The following is a 25,042-nucleotide window of genomic DNA, read 5'->3' as shown; positions in this document are numbered from 1 at the left end:
TAAGACCGGCGCACGGGCTAATGGCCGGCTGGCATCGCGGGCATGCTGGCCGCAGTTTAGCGCGCAGCGCGTAACTGCTGGCCGATTGTAAGGTGAGTCTGTGACTCACGCCGACTGCTCCATCAATTGCCGCGTTGCGGCAGCGAGTTGCAAACTCGCATTACCATCGGCCAGCACAATTGGCGCGCTAAACCGCAGCCAGCACGCTACAGCGCCGCCAGCGCATCGGCTACGTTATAAACAGGGGCCTGGCAGGCATAGTTGCGGCAGACGTGCACCGCCGTGCGGCCATCCGTGGGCGTGGGCAGCAGCTTCAGTAGCGGCAGGTCCGACGCGGCTTCAGTGCCGGCCAGCACCGTATCGAACAGGAAATTGCGGCTCAGCTCTTCGCGGAACCCGTCAGCTTCCGGGCCCTGAATAGCGATTTCGGCGCCCGGCCGCAGCAGCGCAGCGTAGAGCGAAGCCCAGTTGGTGAGGTGCTGCGGCTCTTTCACCACGAGGTGGCGTAGTTGTAGCAGCATCTCGGCCGCCAGGTCCGTGTATTGCGCCTTTTCGAGGTGGCGGCCCAGGCGGCGCAGGTTGTGCGCCATAATGGAGTTGGAGGCCGGAATCACGTTATCAAACAGCTCTTTTTTGCGGGCAATAAGTGGCTCCGCGTTGCTGTCGGTGTAGAAAAACAGCGTCTCGGTGGGGTCGAAGAAGTTGGCCAGCACGTATTCCGTCAGCACATCGGCCTCGCGCAGCCACTTTTCAGTGAAGGTGACCTCGTAAAGGCTGATGTATGCCTGAATGACCAGCGCGTAGTCTTCCAGGAAGCCGCTGATGCTGGCGCGGCCATCTTTGCAGGTCCGAAACAGGCGTGCGCCGTTGCGCAGGTTGGCTTCAATAAAGCGGGCGTTGTGCTCGGCCATGGCCAGGAATTCGGGCTCGCCGAACGCCCGGTAGGCATCCGTCAGGCCTTGCAGCATGAGCGCATTCCAGCCGGTGAGCACCTTATCATCGAGGCCAGGGCGCACGCGGCTGGCCCGCACGGCCATTATTTTCTGCTTCCAGCCCGTCACCAGCTCGGGCAGAATACCCGGTGCCAGTTGGTGAGCGGCTGCAAAGTCTGCATCGGTTTCGCGGCGGTGCAGGATGTTGCGGCCGTGCTCCCAGTTGCCCACGGCCGTGCAGTTGTAGTATTCGGAAAACAGCGGTTCCTCATTGCCCAGAATCCCGCGCAGTTCCTCCTTCGTAAAAACGTAAAACTTGCCTTCCTCGCCCTCGCTGTCGGCATCGAGCGACGAATAGAAGCCGCCCTCATCATTGGTCAGCTCCAGCCGGATAAATTCGATGGTATCGTACACCGTTTCCCGGAAAAGCTCGTCCTGCGTCAGCTGGAAGGCTTCGCTGTACAGGCTCACCAGCTGGCCACTGTCATACAACATCTTCTCGAAGTGCGGGGCCAGCCACTCGCCATCTACCGAGTAGCGGGCAAAGCCGCCGTGCACCTGGTCATAAATGCCGCCCCAGGCCATTTCGCGCAAAGTCAGCACCGCCTGGTCCAGCACGGCCCGGCTGCCGCTAATGGCATGTGCCCGCAGCAAAAACCGCCAGATACTAGGCATCGGAAACTTCGGGGCGCGGTTCGTGCCGCCGCGCTCACGGTCGAAGCTGGTACTCAGATTATACACCAGTAGCTTGAATTCCTCTTCGGAAACGCCGGCCGGGCCGGTTTCCGGCGCTACGCCAATGGCCTCCAGCGCCGTATAGTCGGCTTCCTGAGCCGCGTTGCGGTTGTGCCCGCCATACTTGGCCAGCTCGCTCTTGCCAATCACTTCCACAAACCGCTCGGCCGACTGCTCCAGCTCGGCGCGGTGCTCACCAGCGTAGGCCTGGCCGATGTTGGTGAGCAGCTTGGTCCAGTTGCCCTGCGGGAAGTAGGTGCCGCCGTAAAACGGCTTGGCATCAGCAGTCAGAAACACGTTCAGCGGCCAGCCGCCCTGCAAACCCATGGCGTGCAGCGCATCCATGTAAATCTGGTCCACGTCGGGCCGCTCCTCGCGGTCAACCTTGATGCACACAAAATGCGCATTCATTACCGCCGCCACGGCCTCGTTCTCGAACGATTCGCGCTCCATTACGTGGCACCAGTGGCAGGCCGCGTAGCCAATGCTTACCAAAATAGGCTTCTGTTCGGCCTGGGCGCGGTTTAGCGCCTCTGGGCCCCACGGGTACCAGTCTACGGGATTGTGGGCGTGCTGTTGCAGATAAGGGCTGGTTTCCTGGGCGAGGCGGTTGGTGTGCGAAGCAGCGTGGGCCATATAGAAGCGGAGTAGGGGAGGTGCTGAAACACCAAACCCGGCGAAAAAAGCCGGGCCTGGGAAATAAATAACGCAACTAACCGGGTTTCACCAGCCTAAAATCTGAAAGCTAAGCTGACTTTTTAGGTGTTTTGGGTTTAGCCGCCGTCTTGGCCGCTGGCTGGGCCGCTTTATCAGCCTTGGCTACTGCTTTTTTCGGAGCAGCTACTTTGGTCGCTGATGCCTTCAGAACCACTTTAGGAGCCGTTTTAGCTGCCGCCTTTTTGGGTACCACCTTAGCTGCCTCCACCACCTTCTTTTCAACTGCCGCAGCAACAGGCTTCGGAGCCATCTTAGCTGATTTGGCCTTAATTGCAGCTACCGGGGCCACTTTCGTAGCAGCAACCGGCTCCTGCGCTGCGGGCGAAACCGGAGCCGCCACAGCCTTGGCTTTCGCGGCCGGTTTACGCTTCGATGCTGAAGGGGCTGGAGTCGTTGTAGCGGGCGTAGCAGTTGCCGCCACCGGTGCGCCAGGCAGGGCAGCCGTTGGTACTACTACAGCCGCTTTAGCCGGTTTAGCTTTCGGAGTAGCCGCCTTAGCCACGGCAGCTTTAGGCGCTACCGGTGTTACCACTTTAGCCGTAGCAGCCTTGGGTGCTACCGCTTTGGTCGCAGCCGCTTTCGGCGTGGGAGTCTGCGCTACCAGCGTGGCCGAGGAGCCCATCATGCGGCCGGCAGCCACTTGCGTACGAACAATCGTAGGGTCCATCACCGGAATTACCGGCGTATCAACGGCTGGCTTTTCCGCCCGGCCACCAATCGCGGCCCGGCTCTTACGCCCCGTGCGCTTGGCCGCGGCTGGCTTTGCCACGGAGGCTTCACCAGTATCAGCAGCATCGGCGGTCACCGCTGAAACGGCGGCAGTAGCCTGCCCGCTTACCGGCAGCGCTGCCACTGTTTCCTGCGGCTGTCGCGTATTTCCGCGCTGGCTGTCAAGGGCCGGCTCCGATTCGCGGGGCGCAGCAGGCTGCTCACTACCAGCAACCGGCAATGGCTGATTGGTATCTAGGCCAGAATCACCCGACTCGATGCTACCCGCCGTATTGGTATCAGCCGCTTGTTTGCGGGCCTTTTTCTTGTTCCGATTGCGGCTGTTGCGGGAAGGAGCGCCGGAAGCAGTCAAATCTGCCTCCGCATCGCTGCTCACTACCTGCGGTGCATCCATCGTCGGGGCAAAATCAATCGGCGTCGGTACTCCGGCCTGAATAGCAGGTGCTTCCGTAGCGAAATCCGTATCGGCTGCCGGAGCGGCAAACAGCTCCACGCGCGGCACGCGACCCGGCTCATTGCGTCGGCCACCCCGTTTCACCGGCTGCGATTTGGTGATAACGCTCGATTTCTGCGCATCCGGACGAATGCCCGGCTCGTTGGGTAATGCGCCGGCCGCCGCTTCCAAAGCCGCTTCCGAGGCTGGCAGCTGGCTTTCATCCACCTCCGATTCGGCGGCGAGGCGCAGGGCGTGCTTGCGTGCGGTGCGCTTGGCTCCACCGCGCGAGCGGCGTTTCTTCTTGCGGCCGGGCTCCTGGTCATCCGCATCCTGTTCCGAAACAGGTGCGCCAATGGTTGCTTCGGGCGCAGCCGCCACAGGAGTTAGCTCTGCCGATGCCGCACCCTCATCGCCGAGGAAGGGCTGTTGCGCAAATTCGTCTGCTTCCCCAAAACTCGCGGCCTGGAATGCTTCTGTTTCGGTAAGCGAGGCCACCTGACCTTTACCACGGCCGTCACGCCGCCCGCGCTCAGGTCGGCCCGAACGGCCCGTTCGCTGCGCCCGGAATTCTTCCGGCGACAAACGAGGTGGGCGGCCGTTAGCATTATCGTTAGCTGATTGTTCCGTTTCAGGTGTTGCAGCTTCACCAGCCGGAGCTACGCGTGTCGCTACCGAGCCCTCGCCAATATCAATCCGCTCCTCATCATCGTCCAAATCGGCCGTCGGTTGCGGCTGCAACGGCTCTGGAAGTGCCGCAATGCGCGTTTGCACCGTGCGCAGCTCATAAGCCACGTCCACTTTCCGTAGGCTAAGCTGCTCCAGCTTTTCGCGGGTACTCTCCAGGAACTGCCGGTGCTCGGGTGCGCCCTCATGCAGCGGCCGGTGGCCCAGCGACTGCCGAACAGCCGCCCACTCCTTGCGGAAACGCCCAAAATCAGCGTCGAAATACGTGCGGGTAAACTTCTCCCAGATGTAGTCCTCCGCCACTTCCGACGGATGCAGCATATCCGCCGCGTAAAAGCGGTAGTCACGCAAATCATCCACTAGCAGCTCGTAAGCCGGAAAGTAAGCCACGCCCGGCAGCAGGTCGCTCACAATGTGCGTAGCCAGCCGCAGTACCGACTTGCTCACCGAGTTCAGCGGCAGCGTATCTTTTAAATGCCGCACAGGGCTCACCGTCAGTACAAAGCGTAGCTCCGGGTTTATGCGGCGCAGGTAAGCGTGCGTTTCTGCCAAGGCGTTGATGATTTCATCCGGCGTCAGCAGCTCGCGCACAAACAGGTCGCTCGACTGCTTGTGGCAGTTGCTCACCAGCTCGCCGGTTTCGCGCAGGCGGTAGGCCCAGGCCGTGCCCAGCGTCAGCAGCACCACATCGGTATTGCGCAGAAACTCGCCCGTTTGCCGCACCAACTCCTGGATGTGCTGCAGCAGCTCCACCGGCGAATCGGCCCCAATGCTGCCGTGCAGGTCGTAGCTCTGCCAGCGGCCGCGGGCCTGCACTAGGTGCCGCTGCCAATCCACGTCTTCGCCAGCGGCGGCCCGTAGCAGCCGGGCCAGCGCCAGCGGCTGAAACACGGTGCCAAACGGGTTCACCCGCGCCTCTATCTTGTTGGAAACCAGCCGCTCCCCAATGCTGTCGGCGAAGCACGAGCCCATGGTGAGCACCCGCGCCGTGCGCGTCAGCTGGCCGGTGGCCGGGGCAATTGTCAATTCAGTTCTAAACATTAAAGCAAAAATAGCCCGTAACCGGGCTATGGCCCGAGAACCGGAATAAAAAAAGCCCCACCGGCAGGCAGGGCTTTTTCAAACTAGCAAAGAAACCGAGACTACTCGGCTACTACGCGGAAGTTAATCGTGTGCTTCACTTCCTTGTGCAGGTTAGCCGTAGCGGTATAGTCGCCAGCCGAAGCAGGCTCCTGGTCGAACGACAAACGCTTGCGGTCGATGTCCACACCTTTAGCTTTCAGCGCTTCGGCCAATTGCAAAGTGGTTACGCGACCAAAGATTTTGCCGCTTTCACCCACCTTAGCGAGGATGTCCAATACCATGTTACCAACCTGGTCGGCAATGGCTTGGGCGTCACCTTTGATTTTGTCGGCTTTGTGAGCGGCTTGACGCACGTTCTCGGCCGTGATTTTTTTGTTCGTCTTGTCGGCCAGCATGGCCAGACCCTGCGGCAACAGGAAGTTGCGACCGTAGCCCGATTTCACGGTCACGATGTCGTTCTTGTACCCGAGGCCCTTAACGTCGTCTTTGAGGATGATTTCCATTTGAAGAGAAATTATAAATTACAAATTCTGAATCATAAATGAGCGACTTACGTGCCCAGTCAATTCAAAATGTATAATTCAAAATTTATAATTTATTTCAACGCGTCGGCTACGTACGGCATCAGGGCCAAGTGGCGGGCCTTAGCGATGGCCTGAGTCACTTTGCGCTGGAATTTCAGGCTGGTGCCGGTGAGGCGACGGGGCAGCACGCGGCCCTGCTCGTTCACAAACTTCAGCAGGAAGTTCGGGTCTTTGTAGTCCACGTACTTGATGCCGTTCTTCTTGAAGCGGCAATATTTCTTACGAGTGTCCTGCGGCTTGTTCATAGCCGACCGGTCGTTGTTGCGGTTGAATGCGGGAGATGCCATGTCGTTGCTAAATTATTGGGCTACGGCTTCGGTTTCTTTGGCAGCCTTCTGCTGGTTCATTTCGCCGTTGCGGCGGCGGGCGTTGTACTCCACGGCGTGCTTATCGAGCACAGTCGTGAGGAAACGGATAACACGCTCGTCGCGGCGGAAAGCCAGTTCGAGCACGTCTACGATGTTGCCTTCGCCAGTGTACGACAGGCAGAAATAGTAGCCTGTGTTCTTCTTTTGAATCGGGTAAGCCAGCTTGCGCAGGCCCCAGGCTTCGTTTGACAAAAGGGCGGCGCTATTTTCCTTAAGCACCTGAGTGAACTTCTCGACCGTTTCTTGCACCTGGCTCTCGTTCAATACGGGAGTTACGATGAAGACCGTCTCGTAATTTCTTTGTTCCATTACGATGGGGGTGAATTGTGGGTGAAAAAAATTGATTGGGGCGCAAAGGTACTGACTTTCCGGCACATTGCCAAGGGTATAGCATTCATACCCGTTAATTCCTCTCCCATGCTCGGGGCTTACTCCTCAGGCAGCAACTTCGTTAGCCGCAGCATGGGCTGGTGTAACCTATATATATAAGGAGTAGGAGGGTGGTAAAATCTAGCTCTTGAATTCGTCCGCCACAGGAAAAATATCCGGCTGAATCCTCGGCGCGAGCTAACAAATCACACGGTCAGTAGTTGCGATTTAGTACTTTAGAAATCACCGCCTAACCTATGGCTGTCAGCTGCTTCTTGTCGCTGTTAAGCCCCCGTTATCCGATGCCATTTATCGTCTGCCTGGCCGCTAAAAGCCCGCAAAAGGGCCAATGTAAACGGCTGCCAATGCCCGGAAATTGTATTTCAGTTTTTGCCGCCTACGATTCCTGACCTACATTTGTGGCCTTGAAATGCCCTAGCGTTTCGTTTTACCGTCTATTTTCTTATGAATAGCATTCGACTTCGTTCCTTACCTCATCTGTTGCTGGCGCTAGTGCTCACGTTTGCCGGCATCCAGCAGGCTTCGGCCCAGGAAGCTGCCACCGTGAAAAAAGAGGGGGTAACCCCCGGTGCCACGGCTGCCGCTACGCCCGCAACCGTTGCTGCCCCGGCTGCCGGTGGCGGTGACGCCGCCGCTATCGCCGCCGGCGATGCCCTCTTCAAAGGCAATTGCGCCCAGTGCCATGCCATTAACGAGCAGGTAGTTGGTCCCGCCCTCGGGGGCATCACTAAGCGTCGCCCCATCTCCTGGCTTTTGCCCTGGATTAAGAACTCCAGCAAAGTAGTAGCCAGCGGCGATGAGTATGCCGTAGCGCTCTACAACAAATTCAATAAGCAGCAGATGCCCTCCTTTGCTCTGTCGGACAAGGAAATTACTTCCATCGTTGCTTACATCACTTCGGAAGAAGGTAAAACCGCCGCTGTAGCCGGTGTTACCGCCGGAAACGCTCCTGCTGCTGACGGGGCCGCTGCTGGCAGTGGTGCCGAAGCCGGCGCTGGCAAATACATGGACATCCTCCTCATTGTCCTTGTAGTTGTGCTGATTGTGCTGGTGGTAACGCTCGTTATCATTGGTAATCTGATGAAAGACGTGCTGCGTGGTCGCAAAGACCTCGACGGCCGCGACATCGAAATTCTGGAGCAGCGCTTCGACTGGGGTAAGTTTTACCGCTCGCCCGTGCTGCGTGGTATTGTAGGTGTCGTTTTCGCGCTGGTTTTACTTTACGAAGGCGTACAAAGCGTGATGGCCGTTGGCCTGAACCAAGGTTACCAGCCCACGCAGCCCATTGCTTTCTCGCACAAGCTGCACGCCGGTACCAACCAGATTAACTGCGCCTACTGCCACACGTCGGTGTACAAGAGCAAGTCGGCCAACATTCCTTCGGCCAACATCTGTATGAACTGCCACTCGCAGATTAAGACGGAGTCGCCCGAAATCAAGAAAATTTACCGCGCCATCGAGCGTAAACAGCCGATTCAGTGGGTTCGTATTCACAACCTGCCTGACCTGGCGTACTTCAACCACTCGCAGCACACGCAGGTGGCTGGCCTCCAGTGCCAGACCTGCCACGGCCCAATCCAGAACATGGAAGTGGTTTACCAATATTCGGCCCTCACCATGGGCTGGTGCATCAACTGCCACCGCGAGATGCCCCTCAACACGAAAGACAACAAGTACTACGACAACCTCGTGAAGCTGCACGACACCAAGAATGCCGGCGCTCCCTTCACCGTATCGTCGAACGGCGGCACCGAGTGCTCGAAGTGCCACTACTAATTGGCTAACGGGTAGAGTCGTGGAAACTTGATTTCCTTGGATTCTACCCGTTATCCTACCCCAATAAAAACGACTTCGCTTATAAATTCAAGTACCTCGCGGCTGTGGGCCAAGTCCCAAGCTGCCGAGTCCCTAAGTCCCCAAAAATGAAGTACTGGAAAGGAATTGAGGAACTGGAAAGCGCCCCGGAGTTCATGCAATCGGCCTTTGCCGAGTTCATGCCGGTAAAGGAGAGCCATGAGAGCAAGGATGATACCTCGGCTCCCCGCCGCGACTTCCTCAAGCTAATGGGTTTCGGCGTAGGTGCCGCCGTACTTGCTTCGTGCGAGACGCCGGTTATCAAAGCCATTCCGTATCTGAACAAGCCCGAGGAAATTGACCCGCTCATTTCCAACTTCTACGCTTCTACATACTTCACTGGCTCGGACTACAACGCCGTATTGGTAAAAGCCCGCGAAGGCCGGCCGATTAAGCTGGAGGGTAACCCCGAGTCGCCCATCACCAAAGGTGGTCTGTCGGCCCGCGCTCAAGCCGCCGTGCTGAGCCTGTACGACGGTGGCCGTCTGCAGCACTTCGCCATCAAAGGCCAGAAGGCTGAGATGAAGCAGGTAGACCAGGAAATCCGCACGAAGCTGGCGGGTACCACGGGCCGCATTGCCATCGTGTCGCACACGATTATCAGCCCCAGCACGAAGAAGGCAATTGCCGAATTCGCTGCCCGCTACCCCAACACTACCCACGTTATGTATGACGCGCAGTCGGCCACCGGCCTGCTGCAAGCCAACGGTGGTGTGGTGCCCGGCTACGATTTCAGCAAAGCCAACGTCATCGTGAGCCTCGGGGCCGATTTTCTTGGCACCTGGATTTCGCCGGTTGAGTATGCCAAGCAGTACGTGGTAAACCGCAAGGTGAGCACGAATAAGCGCACCATGTCGCGCCACTTCCAGTTCGAGACTGCCATGTCGCTCACCGGCTCCAACGCCGACGTGCGTGTGCCGGTGAAGCCTTCGCAGCAGGGCGCCATCGCGCTGGCGCTGTATAACGCTGTAGTAAGCGGCGGCAGTGTTTCAACCTCCACGCCCTATGGCAAGCAGCTGGCTACCGCCGCCGCTGAGCTGAAGGCAAGCGGCAGCGCTGGTTTAGTGGTTTCGGGTTCGAACGACCCGGCTGTGCAGTCGTTGGTTACCGCCATCAACCAAGCCCTCGGCAATGGAGGCACTACCATCGGTACGGCTTCGAGCAACGTGCGCCAAGGCGACGACGCCCGCATGGCCGCGCTGGTGAACGATATGAATAATGGCAGCGTAGGCGCCGTGATTTTCTACAATGCCAACCCGGTGTTCAACCACCCGATGGGCGATAAGGTGAAGGCAGGCATTGCCAAAGTGCCGCTGACCATTTCGTTCAACGACCGTCTGGACGAAACCGGCAGCCTCTGCCAATACTCTGCTCCCGACAACCACTGGCTGGAGTCGTGGAACGACTTTGAGCCCAAGACGGGTTTCCTCAGCTTGTCGCAGCCCGTTATTACGCCGCTGTTCACAACCCGCCAGGCGCAGGAGAGCCTGTTGCATTGGGCTGGCAACAACACGACTTATTACCGTTTCCTGCGCGCCAACTGGCGCGGCATTACTCCCACCGATGCGGCTTGGGATAAAGTAGTGCATGACGGCGTGGCCATGGGCACCGCTCTGCCCGCCGCTCCCGCCATGACAGCGATGAGCGCTGCCGCTGCTGCCTCGCAGCTAAGCGGTGCTGCCAAGCAGAACGGCGTTGAGCTGGCTCTCTACGAGAAAGTAGGCTTGAGCGCCACCGGCTGCGAAGCCAATAACCCCTTCCTGCAAGAGTTGCCCGACCCGATTTCGAAAGCAACCTGGGGTAACTATGTAGCTATACCCCGCGCCATGGCTATTACCAACAAGTGGGAGCAGGGCGACGTAGTAAAAGTGACGGCTAACGGCCACAGCATTGAGCTGCCCGTGTTGATTCAGCCCGGCCAAACCAACGGTACCGTGAGCATTGCTCTCGGCTACGGCCGTACAATGGCTGGCAAAGCCGGTGATAAAGTAGGCGAAAATGCTGCTCCGCTGGCATTGATGGCCAATGGTATTCAGTATATGAACGTGGTGACGCTGGAGAAGACCAGCGCAACCTCGCCCATCGCGCAGACCCAGACGCACCAAACGCTGATGGACCGCCGCCCGGTAGTGCAGGAGAATACGCTGGCCAACTACAAGAAGAACCCGAAAGAAGTAACTGAGTACGAAAAAGTTTCTACGCCCGATGGCATGGAAGCCCCCAGCAAAGTATCGCTGTGGCAGGACTATCAGTATAACAACCACCACTGGGGCATGGCCGTGGACCTCAACTCGTGCATTGGCTGCGGCTCGTGTGTGATTGGTTGCCAGACCGAAAACAATACCGCCGTAGTGGGCAAGCAGCAGGTTATCAACCGCCGCGAGATGCACTGGATGCGTATCGACCGCTACTATAGCTCGGATACGCACAAGAGCGACTTCGATACCAAAGGCAAAGTGGCTACTTACGCCGCCATGGAAGACCCTTCGGAGAACCCGCAGGTTATTTTCCAGCCGATGATGTGCCAGCAGTGCAACCACGCACCCTGCGAAACGGTGTGCCCGGTACTGGCTACCACACACAGCTCGGAAGGTCTCAACCAGATGACCTACAACCGTTGCATCGGTACGCGCTACTGCGCCAACAACTGCCCGTATAAAGTGCGTCGCTTCAACTGGTTCTCGTACTACTCGAATGAGAAGTTTGAAATCGTGAACGGCCATATGTTCACCGACCTTGGCCGCATGGTGCTGAACCCGGACGTGACGGTTCGTGCCCGTGGTGTGATGGAAAAATGCTCGTTCTGTGTGCAGCGCATTCAGCTCGGTAAGCTCGAAGCTAAAAAGCAGAAGCGCCGCCCGGTTGATGGCGAGATTGTAACCGCCTGCGCCCAGTCGTGCCCCACCGACGCCATCGTGTTCGGTGATATGAAAGACCCGAAGAGCCGCATCAGCCAGCTTCTCCGTCGTGAAGATGGTGAGCGCGCTTTCCACTCGCTCGACTCCATCAACGTGCAGCCGAACGTGACGTACCTGACGAAGATTCGGAACTCTGAGTCGGAGTTCTTCGGCCAAGAAGCTTAAGAAAACGCTTAATCTATATCAACTATGCAGCACGTATCAGCCGTACGCGAGCCGCTCGTAACTGGCGGTAAGACGTTACACGACGTAACGCAAGACATCTGCTATCAGGTCGAAGCCAAGCCCAACCTCCGTTGGATGGCCGCTCTGAGCGTGGCGCTGTTCTTCCTGGGAGTGTTCTTCTACTCCGTATACCGCACCGTATGGTACGGCATCGGCGAGTGGGGCCTGAACAAAACCGTGAACTGGGCCTGGGACATCACCAACTTCGTGTGGTGGGTAGGTATCGGCCACGCCGGTACGCTGATTTCGGCCGTACTGCTGTTGTTCCGTCAGAAATGGCGGAGCTCCATCAACCGCGCCGCCGAAGCCATGACCATCTTCGCCGTAATCTGCGCCGCCATGTTCCCGGTGTTGCACATGGGCCGTCCGTGGTTGGCATTCTACGTATTCCCATTGCAAAACACGCTGGGTTCGCTGTGGGCCAACTTCAACTCGCCCCTGCTCTGGGACGTATTCGCCATCTCGACCTACTTCACCGTGTCGCTGGTGTTCTGGTACATCGGTCTGATTCCCGACTTCGCTTCGATTCGTGACCGTGCCAAGGGCCCAATCGCCAAGTTCAGCTACTCCATGCTGAGCTTTGGCTGGAAAGGCTCGGCCAAAGCCTGGTCGCGTTACGAAACGGTTTCGCTGATTCTGGCCGGTGTTTCGACCCCGCTGGTACTTTCGGTACACACCATTGTATCGATGGACTTTGCTACCTCGGTAGTACCGGGCTGGCACACCACCATCTTCCCGCCCTACTTCGTTGCGGGTGCAATCTTCTCGGGTTTCGCCATGGTGCTTACCCTGATGCTGATTACCCGCGTGGTTTTCCGCCTCGAAGATTACATCACGCTGGAGCATATCGCCCTCATGAACAAAATCATGATGGTAACCGGCTCCATCGTGGGTGTGGCTTATATCACGGAGTTCTTCATTGCCTGGTACTCGCAGGTTGAATTTGAGCAATATGCTTTCATCAACCGCGCTACCGGTCCTTACTGGTGGGCTTACGCTTCGATGATGACCTGCAACGTGATTACGCCGCAGCTGGTGTGGTTCCGTCGCGTGCGCTACAGCATTCCGCTCACGTTCGCACTGTCGATTGTGGTTAACATCGGCATGTGGTTCGAGCGCTTTGTAATCATCGTGACCTCGCTGCACCGTGATTACCTGCCATCGAGCTGGGCAATGTTCTCGCCTACGATTATCGACATCGGCCTGTACGTTGGTACGCTCGGCCTGTTCTTCACGCTGTTCCTGCTCTTCGCCAAGTTCTTCCCCGTTATTAACATGGCCGAGGTGAAAACCATCCTGAAGTACACCGTTGATAACGGTCCGACTTACAATCCCTCAAAGGCGCACCACGCCCCCGTTCAAACTTCTACGCCAGGTGTGCCTGCTTCGGCTCCCGTAACTTATAACCAGCATGACTAAGCGCTTCGCCCTTGGCATCTTCGAAGACGAGGATGTACTGCTGCACGCCGTTGAGAACGTGCGCGCCGCCGGTGTGAAAATCCACGACGTGTTTTCGCCTTACCCGGTCCACGGCATCGACGATGCGCTTGGCATCGAACGTTCGCGCCTGCCTATTGCTGCCTTCTTCTTTGGCATGACGGGCCTTGCCTTTGCACTGTGGATGCAGATTTACATGCTCGGTTTCGACTGGCCGATGATTATCGGCGGCAAGCCGCACATCTCACTGCCCGCTTTTGTGCCGGTGGCTTTCGAATTGACGGTGTTCTTTACCTGCCACGGCATGGCCATCACCTTCTTCACGATTACGGGTTTGTATCCGCGCTTTAAAGTGCCGGTGATGGACGTACGCGCCACCGACGACAAGTTCGTAATGGCCATCGAACTGGATGAAACCAGCTCGCAATTTCCCCGGCTGACCCAGCTGCTGCGCGAGAACGGCGCTTCGGAAGTCAACCAAAAAGAAATGACCAACAACTAATGACGCATCCGCTGACCCTGAGCCTGCGCGTTTCGGCGCTGCTGCTGTCCCTGGGACTGGCCACCACGGCCTGCACCCACGACGGAAACGACCCCGGCGTAGAATATGCCCCGGAGATGTACGAATCCATCCCCTACGAGCCCTTGCGCCAGACCACGTTTAACACCGTGAATTCGTTTGGTATCAATGAGCGCACTCCTGCAAATGGAACTGTGCCCCGTGGCAAGCTCAACTATTTCGACCACATCCCGAAGGATAGTGTACGGATTGCGGAGCGGGTGCTTCACAATCCTTATGCCTACACCAAGGCTAACCTGGAAGAAGGCAAAGTGCTTTACACGCGCATTTGCTCGCACTGCCACGGTGAGCAAGGCAATGGCCAGGGCCCGGTTGGTATCATCTTCAAAGGTGTGCCAAACTACTCGGCTGGTGCTTACAAGACGATGAATGATGGCCACATTTATCACGTCATCCAGTGGGGCCGCAACCGCATGATGCCCCACGGCTCGCAGGTGAACCCCGAAGAGCGTTGGAAGATTGCGATGTACGTGCGCGTTCTGCAGCGTGGTGAAGGTCCTGATGCACTCAGCAAGCTAGTTGCCAAAGGCCCGACCAACACGACTACCAGCGACTCGACTGAAACGAAAGATGCCACCAATACTGCCCCCGTAGGGCAGGCACAGGCTGGCACCGGGTCCGAAACCCCCGGCGAAGGCAAAACCCAAGCAACTAACGGCACCGCCAACTAACGCACTATGGCAACTCTGACGCACCACGAAAGCGCCACGGCTGAACAGCTCGTCGTTACGGATGGCGCCCGTAAAACATTTATTGCCATCATCGTCACCGGTGTGGTATTACTCATTATTGGTATCTTGGCTCAGGTAATGGGCTGGGGGGCGGCCGAGCATAGCGAAGCTGCAGGTCATGCAGCCGCTGCGCACGGTGCTGCCCACGAAGAGGGTAGTTCCGTGCTGGTTAAGCGCGTACTCGTAAGCCTCTGGCACAGCAACCTGTTTTTCCTAGGCGTGTCTACCGTTGGTACGGTGTTCATGGCCATCAACTACGTAGCTTACGCTGGCTGGTCGGTAATGGTAAAGCGTATCTCCGAAGCTCTCAGCGCCTGGGTTATTCCGGGTGGTGTGATTATGCTCATTGTTTTTCTGGTTGGTCGTCACGACATTTTCCACTGGACCCACGAGGGTATCATGGATAAGGGCAGCCCGAATTACGATGCCATCATCGCCGGCAAAAGCGGTTTTCTGAACCTGCCTTTCTACCTCATCCGCACTATCATCTACATCGGCATCTGGGCTTACTTCAGCTGGAAGCTGCGTCAGCTGTCGCTGCAAGAGGACCTGAATGGTGGTACCGTTTGGTTTCACAAAAGCATCAATGCTTCAGCGCTGTTCTTGGTACTGTACGCGGTGACTTCGTCGATGTCGGCCTGGGACTGGGTGATGTCAGTTGACACCCACTGGTTCAGCACCATGTTCGGCTGGTATGTTTTCGCTTCGTGGTGGGTATCGGGCATTGCAGCTATTGCACTGACTGCGATTTTCCTCAAGCAAGCTGGTTACCTGCGCGCTTTGAACGCCAGCCACATCCACGACCTGGGTAAGCTGATGTTCGGTTTCAGCATTTTCTGGACCTATGTATGGTTCTCGCAGTTTATGTTGATTTGGTATGCAAACCTTCCTGAGGAAGCCGTTTATTTTAATCAGCGCCTCGGTGGCTTTGAAGGCCGCTACACTTTCCTGTTCTTTTTCAATATCGCAATCAACTTCGTTTTCCCCTTCCTGGGGTTGATGACCCGCGATGCGAAGCGCCAGATGATTATCATGAAAATCGTTGCCATCGCCATTTTGTGTGGCCACTGGTCCGACTTTTATTTGATGCTGATGCCGGGCACTTTGCGTGGTGATAATGGGTTCCTGATTGAGATTGGCATTGCTGCAATCTTCCTTGGGGCGTTCCTCATCTTGTTTACGCGTCGTCTGGCTTCGGCTTCTTTGGTACCGGTTAACCACCCGTTCCTCGACGAGAGCATTCACCACACTACCTAGAATTTAGATTGAAGAACTGAGCGCAGGTTGATAACAAAATCTGCGCTCAGTTCTTAATACTTAGTACTCAATACTAAAAACTCAATGACTGCTCTTACCATTTTGCTGGTGTTGGTGCTGCTGTTGGTCGTATTCGGCCTGCTGTTTCGCCTGCAGATTTTTACCTCTATTTTCTCGGGTACTTTCACCCGCGATATTGGCACTAGCAATAGCGTTAACGCTATTCTAATGCTGGTTTTCATGATTGGCGGGGGCGCGTGGTTTGCTTATTCGTTTGTTGAAAATTTCAGCAAGATGAATCCTCCCATTGCTTCCGTACACGGCCATCAGATGGAGCGTATGTTCTGGATTACGATGGCAGTGATTGGGGTAGCATTTGCTATCACTCAGGCGTTACTTTTCTGGTATGCTTATAAGTACCAGCACAAGGAAGGCCGTCGGGCTTATTTCTTTGCGCACAACAACACGATTGAGGTTATCTGGACGATTATCCCGGCCATTGTAATGGCTTCGCTGATTTTCGCTGGTTGGAAAGCATGGACCCGTATTACTGGTCCAGCTCCCAAAAACTCGGTAGTTGTGGAAGTAATGGGCAAGCAGTTTAACTGGTTGGTACGTTACCCCGGCCGCGACATGAAGCTGGGTGTTATCAATTACCGCATGATTGATGCCGTGAATGAGTGGGGCTTTGACCTGAGCGATAAGTCTTCGCTTGACGACTTCACCACCAACGAAATACACGTTCCTAAAGGCGTTCCGGTTTTGATTAAGATTCGCTCGCGCGACGTGCTGCACGCTGTTTATATGCCGCACTTCCGCGTGCAGATGTACGCAGTGCCCGGCATGCCGACCCGCTTCTGGTTCACGCCAACCACCACCACCGATGAGATGCGCGCTAAGCTGGGAAACCCCAAGTTCAACTATGAGCTGGCTTGCAACCAGGTGTGCGGCGGTAGCCACTTCGCCATGAAAGCCACTGTGATTGTAGATGAGCCGGACGATTACCAGAACTGGTACGCCGCTCAGCAATCATTTGCTCAAAAAAACCCAGATGTGTTGGCTGCTTTCAAACAGAAGGCCAAATCGATGGTTACTCCCGTAGCCACCGCGCCTCAGGAAAAAGAAGCTGCTCCCGTGCCTTTGGCTGCTTCTTACTAATAACTACTAACGGTATTCTGCTATGTCAGACATGACACCCAAACCAAATCTTTCTCCAGGCGTGCAAACGCAGGGCGGTATTGGTTCCGCTCCGGTGCCGGCTACCGAGCACGGCGACCACATTCATCACCATGAGCATGATGAGCACGAGCACCACGACCAGCACTGGATGTGGAAGTATGTATTCAGCCAGGACCACAAGCAGATTGCCAAGCAGTTCCTGATTACGGGTATGCTGTGGGCCATCATTGGTGGTACTCTCTCCAGCTTGTTCCGTTTGCAGCTTGGCTGGCCCGAAGGCACGATGGAGTGGCTGAAGCCCGTTCTTGGTGGCTGGATTCAGGCTGGTAAGTTGAACCCTGAGTTTTATCTTGCACTGGTAACGATGCACGGTACCATCATGGTATTCTTCGTGCTGACTGCAGGTTTGAGCGGTACTTTCTCAAACTTCCTGATTCCGCTGCAAGTGGGTGCCCGCGACATGGCTTCGGGCTTCATGAACATGCTCTCGTACTGGTTCTTCTTCCTGTCGAGCATTATCATGTTCTCCTCGCTGTTCATTGAAACTGGTCCGGCTGCTGCTGGCTGGACAATCTACCCGCCGCTGAGTGCTTTGCCACAGGCCATTCCTGGCTCCGGCGCTGGCATGACGCTGTGGTTGGTGAGCATGGTGTTCTTCATCGTGTCGCAGCTGCTGGGTGGTGTAAACTACGTGACCACGGTTATCAACATGCGTACCCGTGGCATGAGCATGAGCAAGCTGCCGCTTACCATTTGGGCTTTCTTCCTGACTGCTATTCTGGGTATCCTATCGTTCCCGGTTCTGTTCTCGGCTGCTTTGCTGCTGGTGTTCGACCGTTCCTTCGGTACCTCTTTCTTCCTGTCGGACATTTACATTGCCGGTCAGGCATTGAGCAACCAGGGCGGTTCGCCGGTATTGTTCCAGCACTTGTTCTGGTTCCTGGGTCACCCCGAGGTATATATCGTAATCATGCCTGCTATGGGTATGGTATCGGAAGTTTTGGCTACGAACGCTCGTAAGCCCATCTTCGGATACCGCGCCATGATTGGTTCGCTGATTGGCATCTCGCTGCTGTCGTTCGTTGTGTGGGCTCACCACATGTTCGTGACTGGCATGAATCCCTTCCTTGGTTCGGTCTTCATGTTCCTGACGCTGATTATCGCCGTGCCTTCAGGTGTGAAGGTGTTTAACTGGCTGGCAACGTTGTGGCGCGGTAATATCCGTTTCACGGCCGCCATGCTGTTTGCCATCGGCTTTGTGTCGCTGTTTATCTCGGGTGGTCTGACGGGTATCATCCTTGGCAACGCTACGCTCGATATCCAAATGCACAATACTTACTTCGTGGTAGCTCACTTCCACTTGGTGATGGGTAGCTCGGCTTTCTTCGGCCTGTTTGCCGGGGTTTACCACTGGTTCCCGAAGATGTTTGGCCGTATGATGGATGAGAAGCTGGGTTATATCCACTTCTGGCTGACCTTCTGCGGTGTATATCTGGTATTCATGCCGATGCACTACGTTGGTATCGCCGGTTTCCCCCGTCGCTACTATGCCTGGACTGGCTTCGATGCTTTCTCGCAGTTCGCTGACATGAACAAGTTCATCTCGATTGCGGCTATCATCGCCTTCCTTGGTCAGTTCATCTTCATCTTCAACTTCTTCTACAGCATTTTCCGCGGCCGTCGTGCTACTGAGAATCCCTGGAACTCAACCACGCTGGAGTGGACTACCCCGGTTGAGCCCGGCCACGGTAACTGGCCCGGCGAGATTCCAGCGGTGTATCGCTGGCCCTACGACTACAGCAAGCCCGGCTCGGATGTGGACTTTATTCCCCAGAACGTGCCGTACTCGCAAACGCAGTCGTCTAACTTGCCATACGAGCAGGAGTTGGCTGATTAGTTAGCAAAAGCCTGATTAAACCAAGCTACTTGGTAAAGTCCCGAAGCGGGCCGCCTAACCGGCGGCCCGTTTTTGGTTCATGGGATTTAATCAATCCCTTCAATAGTCTGTTTTACCTGTGTCCCGCGGTTGCGCAGGGCTATGGCAGTCTCGCCTTTTCACTATGGAGAAATTTCATTTGAGCCCTGCCGTACGGCGTTTCCGTTTTGTGGGTATTCTCACCGTTGTGAGCGTTTACCTGTTGATTCTGGTGGGTGGAGTAGTTCGCAGTACCGGTAGTGGCATGGGATGCCCCGATTGGCCTAAATGCTTTGGCCAATGGGTGCCTCCAACCGAAGCCAGCCAGCTACCGGCCAATTACAAAGAGATATACACGGCGCAACGGGTGGCCAAAAACCAGAAGCTGGCCCGAACGCTACAGCGAATGGGCTTTGCCCAGGTTGCGGGCAGCATATTTGCCCATCCCACGCAATACATTGAAACAGATTTCAACCCGGTGAAAACCTGGATTGAGTACGTAAATCGATTGCTGGGCGCGCTGATTGGAGTATTTGTTTTCCTCACAGTTGCGTTTGCCCTGCCTTACTGGCGGCGCGACCGCACTATTTTCTGGCTGGCATTCGCTTCGTTTATTCTGACGGGGGTGCAAGGCTACTTGGGTTCATTGGTGGTTTCCACCAATTTGCTGCCCGTGATGGTGACAGTGCACATGGCGCTGGCGCTGGTGATAGTAGCGCTACTACTGTACGCTGTTGACCGGGCGCGGTGGGGGCAAGGCGATGTTGCATCGCGATTGCCGGAAGCGGACCTGATTGATGCGAGTGCCGGGATAAAGCGTCCAGCGGCCGCTTTGCAAATGTGGCTCTGGGCCGCGCTGCTGCTCACGTTCTGGCAGATTGTGCTGGGGACGCAGGTGCGCGAACAAGTAGACATTGTATCGGCCGCAGTGGACTACGTTGGGCGCGAAAACTGGGTGAGCAAGCTGGGTAGCGTGTTCAGCCTGCATCGTACGGTGTCGGCTGCGGTTTTGCTGCTGAACGTTTACGTGGGCTACGAGATTTGGCAGCTTGCCCAAAAACGTCTGCGCAATCTGGTTACGGCCACGCTCAGCCTGATTGGCTTGGAAATTCTGGCCGGAATCGTGCTGGCGTCGTTTGCACTGCCGGCCGTGGTGCAGCCAGTGCATCTCACGCTGGCTACTGTATTGTTTGGCGTACAGTTTCTGACGTTGCTGGCCGTGGCCCGGTCGCGCAAAAGCACGGAAACTATTGCACCCACGGATGCACCCCGGCGGGTTGTTGCGTAACTTTGCGGCCCCGTTGGGTGCATCTTCGACAAGCTGGACCTCACAACGAAATTATAAGTACAATTGATGGTTAAGGCCCGCGCCTATTTTCAGCTGCTCAAATTCCGGCTTTCGCTCACAGTAGCGTTTTCCAGCGCCATCGGGTATATGCTGGGAGCACACGATTTCAGTTGGAGCCGGGCCTTGCTGGTGATGCTGGGTGGCCTGCTCGTAACTGGCTCGGCCAACATTATCAACCAGGTTCACGAGCGGGAACTGGATAAGCTAATGACCCGCACGGCCAAGCGCCCGCTTCCAATGGGCATTTTATCGCCGAACGAAGCCTGGGTCTTCTGCGTGTTGCTGGGGGTAGCCGGGCTGGGGCTGCTGTGGTATCTGTTCAACCCGCTCACCGCAGGGCTGTCGCTTCTGTCGCTTATCCTGTACGGATTCATCTACACGCCGCTTAAAACGATATCGCCTATCTGTGTTGCCGTAGGCGCCGTGCCGGGTGGTTTGCCGCCGCTTATCGGCTGGGTGGCCGCCACTGGCTACATTGGGGTAGAGGCCTGGGTGCTGTTCGGGATTCAGTTCATGTGGCAGTTTCCGCACTTCTGGGCCATTGCCTGGGTGGCCGACGACGATTATAAGCGGGCCGGCTTCAAAATGCTGCCCTCGCCCGGCAACCGCGACTTGCGCACGGCGTTTCAGATAATGACCTACACGCTGCTGCTGATTCCGCTTAGCCTGTTGCCACTGGAATTCAATATTTCCGGTCGTATCTCGGCGTTGGTAGCGGTAGTGGCGGGCGTGCTGTTTCTGTTGCTCACGGTGCAGTTGATGCGTACGCAGTCGCGCAAGGCGGCACTGCGCATCATGTTTGCTTCTTTTTTGTACCTGCCTATCGTACAAATTGCTTTGGTACTGGACAAAATATAGCTGTTGGTTGTTAATAGCTAGTTGCCTGCCTGGAATAAAAAATGGGCTGCCAGCAACTAAAAAAACGTCAACCAATTCCCCTAATATCTAGATTATGAATCCTTCTGAAACGTTATCCGAAAAGGAAGTTGGACTAGGCTGGCACCCCAAGCGCGTGCTGCTTATTCTGCTTATTTTCAGCATTGTGATGATGTTCGCGGCTTTCACCAGCGGCTACATCGTGCGCCGCGATGAAGGCAACTGGCGCGAGTTTGACCTGCCGGCTTCACTTCTCATCAACTCCATTCTGATTGCGCTGAGCAGTGCGAGCATGCAATGGGCCTACTTCTCAGCACGTAAGGACGAAATCAACCGGGTGAAAATCGGTATGATTGTCACGCTGGTACTTGGGCTGGCTTTCCTGGTGGGACAGTACCATAGTTTCGGCGACCTAGTGGCCGGCAACACATACTTTGGCGGAGCCGATGCCAATCCTTCCGGTTCGTTCGTATACGTTTTGATGGGTGTGCACGCTTTTCACCTGGTTACGGGGCTTATTTTTCTGGCCGTAGTACTCAGGCGGACGCTTAATTATCAGGTGCATTCGCGCGCCTTGCTCTCCATCGGCAATGCTACCTTATACTGGCACTTCCTGGGCGGGCTTTGGCTGTACCTGTATTTGTTCTTACTTTTGAACCACTAAAACGACGTTACGCTGTCTGCTATGGCCCAACCGACCACTTTGCCGCATCCTGCGGCTTCCGCTACTCACGACGCCCCGCGCACCGGCAACTGGGATGGCGGCAACGAACCCTTCAAAGCGAGCTACGGCAAGCTGATGATGTGGTTCTTCCTGCTTTCTGACGCATTTACCTTTGCCGCCTTCCTCACCACCTATGGCATGATTCGCCATAAGCACGAGGTTTTTACGGGCGAAGCCAAAGATTTCGTGTTCAGCACGCGCTGGTGGCCCATCCCTGACCACGTATTCAATGCCTTCCCCGGCATGGGCGAGGCCAACGTTCCGCTCGGTTTCGTGGCCCTGATGACCATGATTCTGATTCTGAGCTCCGTGACGATGGTACTGGCCGTAGAAGCCGGCCACCGCATGGATAAAGCCGATGTGCAAAAGTGGCTGCTCTGGACCATCCTGTTTGGCTCTACCTTTTTGGCTAGTCAGGCCTGGGAGTGGGGTCACTTCATCCACGGCCACACCGAAGGCACGGTAATGGCCGACGGTACCGTGTTCCACGGAGCTAATCTGGCCATGAACCAGTACGGACCCGTGCTGTTCGCCGACTTGTTCTTCTTCATCACCGGTTTCCACGGTACGCACGTATTCTCGGGTGTCTGCCTGCTGGTGTGGTGCTTTATCGCTACCACCAACGGTACCTTCGAAAAGCGCGGGCACTACGAGATGATTGAGAAAATCGGCCTCTACTGGCACTTTGTAGACTTGGTGTGGGTGTTCGTATTCACCTTCTTCTACCTCGTTTAATTTTAATTATAAATTTTTAATTATAAATTATGAATGTGAGTGGGGCGATTTGCCTAACTCATAATTCGTAATTTGTAGTTTATAATTCTCCCACAAATGGCTTCTCACGCAACTACTGAACACACCCTTGCCCCGGGTGAAATCGCCAAGCCAAACACCGCCTGGATTTGGCGGGTATTCGGCATCTTGGTTGGTATCACGGCCGTCGAATTCGTTTTCGTATTCCTGATGCACCCGAGCACGCTGCGCAACAGCATTTTCATTGTGCTCACCATCATGAAAGCCTTCTTTATCGTGGCTGAGTTCATGCACCTGAAGCATGAAACCAAAGGACTGATTTGGACCATTCTGGTGCCGGTATCCTTGCTGATATGGCTGTTGGTGGCACTGATTACCGAAGGCTCGTTCATGGGCGAAGTACTGCAAAGCATGTTTAAATAGCAGATGCGGCCCCGCCAAACCATTTTGCTGGGGCTGCTGCTATTGGTGCCAGTACTGGCCTTCCTGTTCCTGTTCCGCTTCGGCTCCAACCGTTACGCGCTGCCAACTTACCTGCCCGACCGTGTGGATTCCACGCAGGTTGGCGGGGAGTGGCAGCGCGATACTGTTTTCCACCAAATCGCGCCGTTTCAGCTATCGGCTTCAACGAGCCGGTTGGTGAGTAGCCAAGAATTGGGACGTGGTCTATACATCGCTCAGTTTTACGGCGATGATGCGGCCAGTATCAAGACGGCCCGTGCACTGTTGCGAGTCCAGGAGAAGTTTCGAAAGGAACCCAAAGTGCGTTTGGTGACAATTATATTAGATGGTGGCAAACGCGAAGATGCTCTTTTAGACAGTTTGGCTGAACGGTACGGAACAATTGCCGGCAAATGGTTTTTCCTGACCGGTGCGGCCGATACCCTCAAAAAACTCACGCAGCAGGAGTTTCGCCTCACCGCCGACCCCAAGCGACTGCCGGGGGCCGTGTACACGGCCAACATCCCCGCCGGCCGGCTGTTGTTGGTTGACAATCAGCGCCGGGTGCGTGGCATTTACGATGGCACCGACGGACGCGAAATAGACCGCTTACTCACGGAAGTAACCGTGCAGCTCTACGATTATGAACACCCCCACTGAACAACTGCATCCCCCGGTAATGGCCCCCGGGGACTATACGCGCTATAAAATCATCCTTGGTGGCCTAGGCATCGTGGTGCCGCTGCTGGTAGCAATACTGTTCTATTTCAAGGGCATTTTCAAGATTGATGGGGCTGATGCGTACCTGCGCATGCTGCCAGCCGTGAATGCCGGCCTGAACTCACTGACGGCCGTGGCCCTACTGATTGGGTATTACTTTATCCGCCGGAAGAATGTGCTGGCCCACCGGGCTGCCATGGGCACGGCCTTCGCCCTGGGGGGGCTGTTTCTGCTGTCGTACGTGGCGTATCATTCGCAGGTAGAAAGCACGCACTTTGGTGGGGTAGGGGCTGCCCGGCTGATTTATTTCGTCTTGCTGCTTACCCATATCAGCCTCGCGGTGGTGACGGTAGGACTCGTGCTGTTTACGCTCTATTTCGCGCTCACGGGACAGTACACCAAGCACAAAGCCATTGCGCGCTGGACCTTTCCGGTCTGGCTGTACGTATCAGTCACGGGCGTTATCGTGTATTTCATGATTTCGCCGTATTATGTCTGATAATAAGAAACTTTGCTTTAATCTCCGTGTTGATTTATTATGAAAAAGACCTTTTTTGCCGCTGCTTTTACCCTGTTCCTGGGTGTGATGCTAAGCTTGGCGCCGCTGGCTGCCCAGGCGCAATGCTCGATGTGTAAGTCGCAAGTAGAAGCGGCCCGGCAGGAGCGTGATGATTACGATGTGGCCGGTCTCAACAAGGGCATCCTGTACATAATGACGGTTCCCTATATTTTGATGGGAGCGGTAGGTTATTTCTGGTATCGTCGCACGCACCCCAAGGCGGCCAAAGCATAGTGCAGCAGCCCACTAAGGCTGTTGCATCTACAGTCCGGGCGCTGCTGGAACTGCGCTGTCCGCGTTGCCATACGGGTAAGCTCTTTACGCATGCGGCGTTCAGCACCAGTTTTATGGAGATGCCCGAAGCCTGTCCGGTCTGTCATCAGACTTATGAGCCGGAGCCAGGATTTTACTACGGAGCGATGTACATCAGTTCGGGTTTCTCGACGGCAGTGCTGCTGGGAATTGGGTTTTTGCTCTATTATCTCGCCAACGACCCGCCCTTGTGGGTGTATGTGACCACGGTGGCCGTAGCCGTATTGGCCGTAACGCCGCTACTATTCCGCTATGCGCGGGCCGTGATGCTCTACGGGGTTGGTGGGGCTAGCTTCGACCCTCGCTATCTAAGCCGCTAGAAACAAGTGTTTTGAAGATTGTAAAAAGGCTGCCCATGGGCAGCCTTTTTTATTAGGCTTGGATTTTGCGGTTCACTTGAATGAATGCTCCTTTACGGGAGGCATCTCATTCGAATGCTGGCACTGCTTCGAAAAGTAAGGCCTCATGACCCGGTAACGTGCTTACTTTGGGTGGGCTGCCTTTACTGCGCCGGATTAACGACTTCACAGCTCCTTTTTTGCACCCGCTTTCTTC

22 protein-coding genes are annotated in these 25,042 nt (G+C 55.9%); 17 read left to right on the top strand and 5 right to left on the bottom strand.

Features of this window, described 5'->3' with window-relative positions:
- Nucleotides 1–206 precede the first annotated feature (206 nt).
- From HBN54_RS20565 to rpsF, 5 genes are all read right to left on the bottom strand, one after another.
- A complete protein-coding gene (locus HBN54_RS20565) occupies nt 207–2,303 on the bottom strand; it encodes a thioredoxin domain-containing protein (protein WP_168675110.1) in 2,097 nt (698 codons plus the stop codon).
- Between the two features lie 109 nt (nt 2,304–2,412).
- Nucleotides 2,413–5,274: a GSCFA domain-containing protein gene (locus tag HBN54_RS23710; protein ID WP_168675109.1), complete on the bottom strand. Its 2,862-nt coding sequence runs from the start codon at nt 5,272–5,274 to the stop codon at nt 2,413–2,415.
- 101 nt (nt 5,275–5,375) lie between these two features.
- Nucleotides 5,376–5,819 carry a 50S ribosomal protein L9 gene (rplI, locus tag HBN54_RS20555; RefSeq protein ID WP_168675108.1) on the bottom strand — a complete coding sequence of 148 codons (444 nt, stop codon included), beginning with the start codon at nt 5,817–5,819 and terminating at the stop codon, nt 5,376–5,378.
- 92 nt (nt 5,820–5,911) lie between these two features.
- Nucleotides 5,912–6,145: a 30S ribosomal protein S18 gene (gene rpsR, locus HBN54_RS20550; protein WP_035561439.1), complete on the bottom strand. Its 234-nt coding sequence runs from the start codon at nt 6,143–6,145 to the stop codon at nt 5,912–5,914.
- 54 nt (nt 6,146–6,199) lie between these two features.
- Complete coding sequence (rpsF, locus tag HBN54_RS20545; RefSeq protein WP_168675107.1) at nt 6,200–6,577, bottom strand: 30S ribosomal protein S6; 378 nt, start codon at nt 6,575–6,577, stop codon at nt 6,200–6,202.
- A gap of 525 nt (nt 6,578–7,102) precedes the next feature.
- On the opposite strand from rpsF, the gene HBN54_RS20540 reads away from it, so the two are divergent.
- From HBN54_RS20540 to HBN54_RS20460, 17 genes are all read left to right on the top strand, one after another.
- On the top strand, nt 7,103–8,434 hold the full coding sequence (locus HBN54_RS20540) for a cytochrome c3 family protein (RefSeq protein WP_168675106.1): 1,332 nt from the start codon (nt 7,103–7,105) through the stop codon (nt 8,432–8,434).
- A 146-nt stretch (nt 8,435–8,580) separates the two neighbouring features.
- On the top strand, nt 8,581–11,595 hold the full coding sequence (locus HBN54_RS20535) for a TAT-variant-translocated molybdopterin oxidoreductase (protein WP_168675105.1): 3,015 nt from the start codon (nt 8,581–8,583) through the stop codon (nt 11,593–11,595).
- 24 nt (nt 11,596–11,619) lie between these two features.
- Nucleotides 11,620–13,074 (top strand): NrfD/PsrC family molybdoenzyme membrane anchor subunit, encoded by a 1,455-nt coding sequence (gene nrfD / locus HBN54_RS20530; protein ID WP_235955633.1) that lies wholly within the window; start codon nt 11,620–11,622, stop codon nt 13,072–13,074.
- Entirely contained in the window at nt 13,067–13,594 is a 528-nt protein-coding gene (locus HBN54_RS20525; protein WP_168675104.1) for a DUF3341 domain-containing protein, read from the top strand. Before nrfD ends, HBN54_RS20525 begins: the two co-directional genes overlap by 8 nt.
- Nucleotides 13,594–14,343, top strand: a complete 750-nt coding sequence (locus HBN54_RS20520) for a c-type cytochrome (RefSeq protein WP_168675103.1) — start codon at nt 13,594–13,596, stop codon at nt 14,341–14,343. Before HBN54_RS20525 ends, HBN54_RS20520 begins: the two co-directional genes overlap by 1 nt.
- 6 nt (nt 14,344–14,349) lie before the next feature.
- On the top strand, nt 14,350–15,660 hold the full coding sequence (locus HBN54_RS20515) for a quinol:cytochrome C oxidoreductase (RefSeq protein ID WP_235955632.1): 1,311 nt from the start codon (nt 14,350–14,352) through the stop codon (nt 15,658–15,660).
- 84 nt (nt 15,661–15,744) lie between these two features.
- The gene (locus HBN54_RS20510) at nt 15,745–16,818 is read left to right on the top strand and encodes a cytochrome c oxidase subunit II (protein WP_168675102.1); all 1,074 of its coding nucleotides are present in this window, start codon (nt 15,745–15,747) and stop codon (nt 16,816–16,818) included.
- A 22-nt stretch (nt 16,819–16,840) separates the two neighbouring features.
- Entirely contained in the window at nt 16,841–18,736 is a 1,896-nt protein-coding gene (locus HBN54_RS20505; protein ID WP_235955631.1) for a cytochrome c oxidase subunit I, read from the top strand.
- A gap of 163 nt (nt 18,737–18,899) precedes the next feature.
- Complete coding sequence (locus HBN54_RS20500) at nt 18,900–20,042, top strand: COX15/CtaA family protein (protein WP_168675101.1); 1,143 nt, start codon at nt 18,900–18,902, stop codon at nt 20,040–20,042.
- A gap of 66 nt (nt 20,043–20,108) precedes the next feature.
- A complete protein-coding gene (gene cyoE, locus HBN54_RS20495; RefSeq protein ID WP_168675100.1) occupies nt 20,109–20,960 on the top strand; it encodes a heme o synthase in 852 nt (283 codons plus the stop codon).
- A 94-nt stretch (nt 20,961–21,054) separates the two neighbouring features.
- Entirely contained in the window at nt 21,055–21,642 is a 588-nt protein-coding gene (locus tag HBN54_RS20490) for a cytochrome c oxidase subunit 3 (protein ID WP_168675099.1), read from the top strand.
- Between the two features lie 21 nt (nt 21,643–21,663).
- The gene (locus HBN54_RS20485) at nt 21,664–22,437 is read left to right on the top strand and encodes a cytochrome c oxidase subunit 3 (protein ID WP_168675098.1); all 774 of its coding nucleotides are present in this window, start codon (nt 21,664–21,666) and stop codon (nt 22,435–22,437) included.
- 96 nt (nt 22,438–22,533) lie between these two features.
- Nucleotides 22,534–22,878: a cytochrome C oxidase subunit IV family protein gene (locus HBN54_RS20480; protein ID WP_168675097.1), complete on the top strand. Its 345-nt coding sequence runs from the start codon at nt 22,534–22,536 to the stop codon at nt 22,876–22,878.
- Nucleotides 22,879–22,902: 24 nt separating this feature from the next.
- Nucleotides 22,903–23,556 carry a thioredoxin domain-containing protein gene (locus HBN54_RS20475; protein WP_168675096.1) on the top strand — a complete coding sequence of 218 codons (654 nt, stop codon included), beginning with the start codon at nt 22,903–22,905 and terminating at the stop codon, nt 23,554–23,556.
- Nucleotides 23,540–24,115 (top strand): DUF420 domain-containing protein, encoded by a 576-nt coding sequence (locus tag HBN54_RS20470; RefSeq protein ID WP_168675095.1) that lies wholly within the window; start codon nt 23,540–23,542, stop codon nt 24,113–24,115. The genes HBN54_RS20475 and HBN54_RS20470 overlap by 17 nt, the downstream gene beginning before the upstream one ends.
- A 39-nt stretch (nt 24,116–24,154) precedes the next feature.
- Complete coding sequence (locus HBN54_RS20465; protein WP_210428132.1) at nt 24,155–24,409, top strand: hypothetical protein; 255 nt, start codon at nt 24,155–24,157, stop codon at nt 24,407–24,409.
- A 113-nt stretch (nt 24,410–24,522) separates the two neighbouring features.
- On the top strand, nt 24,523–24,807 hold the full coding sequence (locus tag HBN54_RS20460; RefSeq protein ID WP_317170258.1) for a DUF983 domain-containing protein: 285 nt from the start codon (nt 24,523–24,525) through the stop codon (nt 24,805–24,807).
- Nucleotides 24,808–25,042: the final 235 nt, after the last annotated feature.

It is taken from the genome of Hymenobacter artigasi (assembly GCF_012275535.1).
Taxonomy (GTDB): Bacteria; Bacteroidota; Bacteroidia; order Cytophagales; family Hymenobacteraceae; genus Hymenobacter; species Hymenobacter artigasi.
This window is presented reverse-complemented; position numbering and strand designations above follow the sequence as displayed.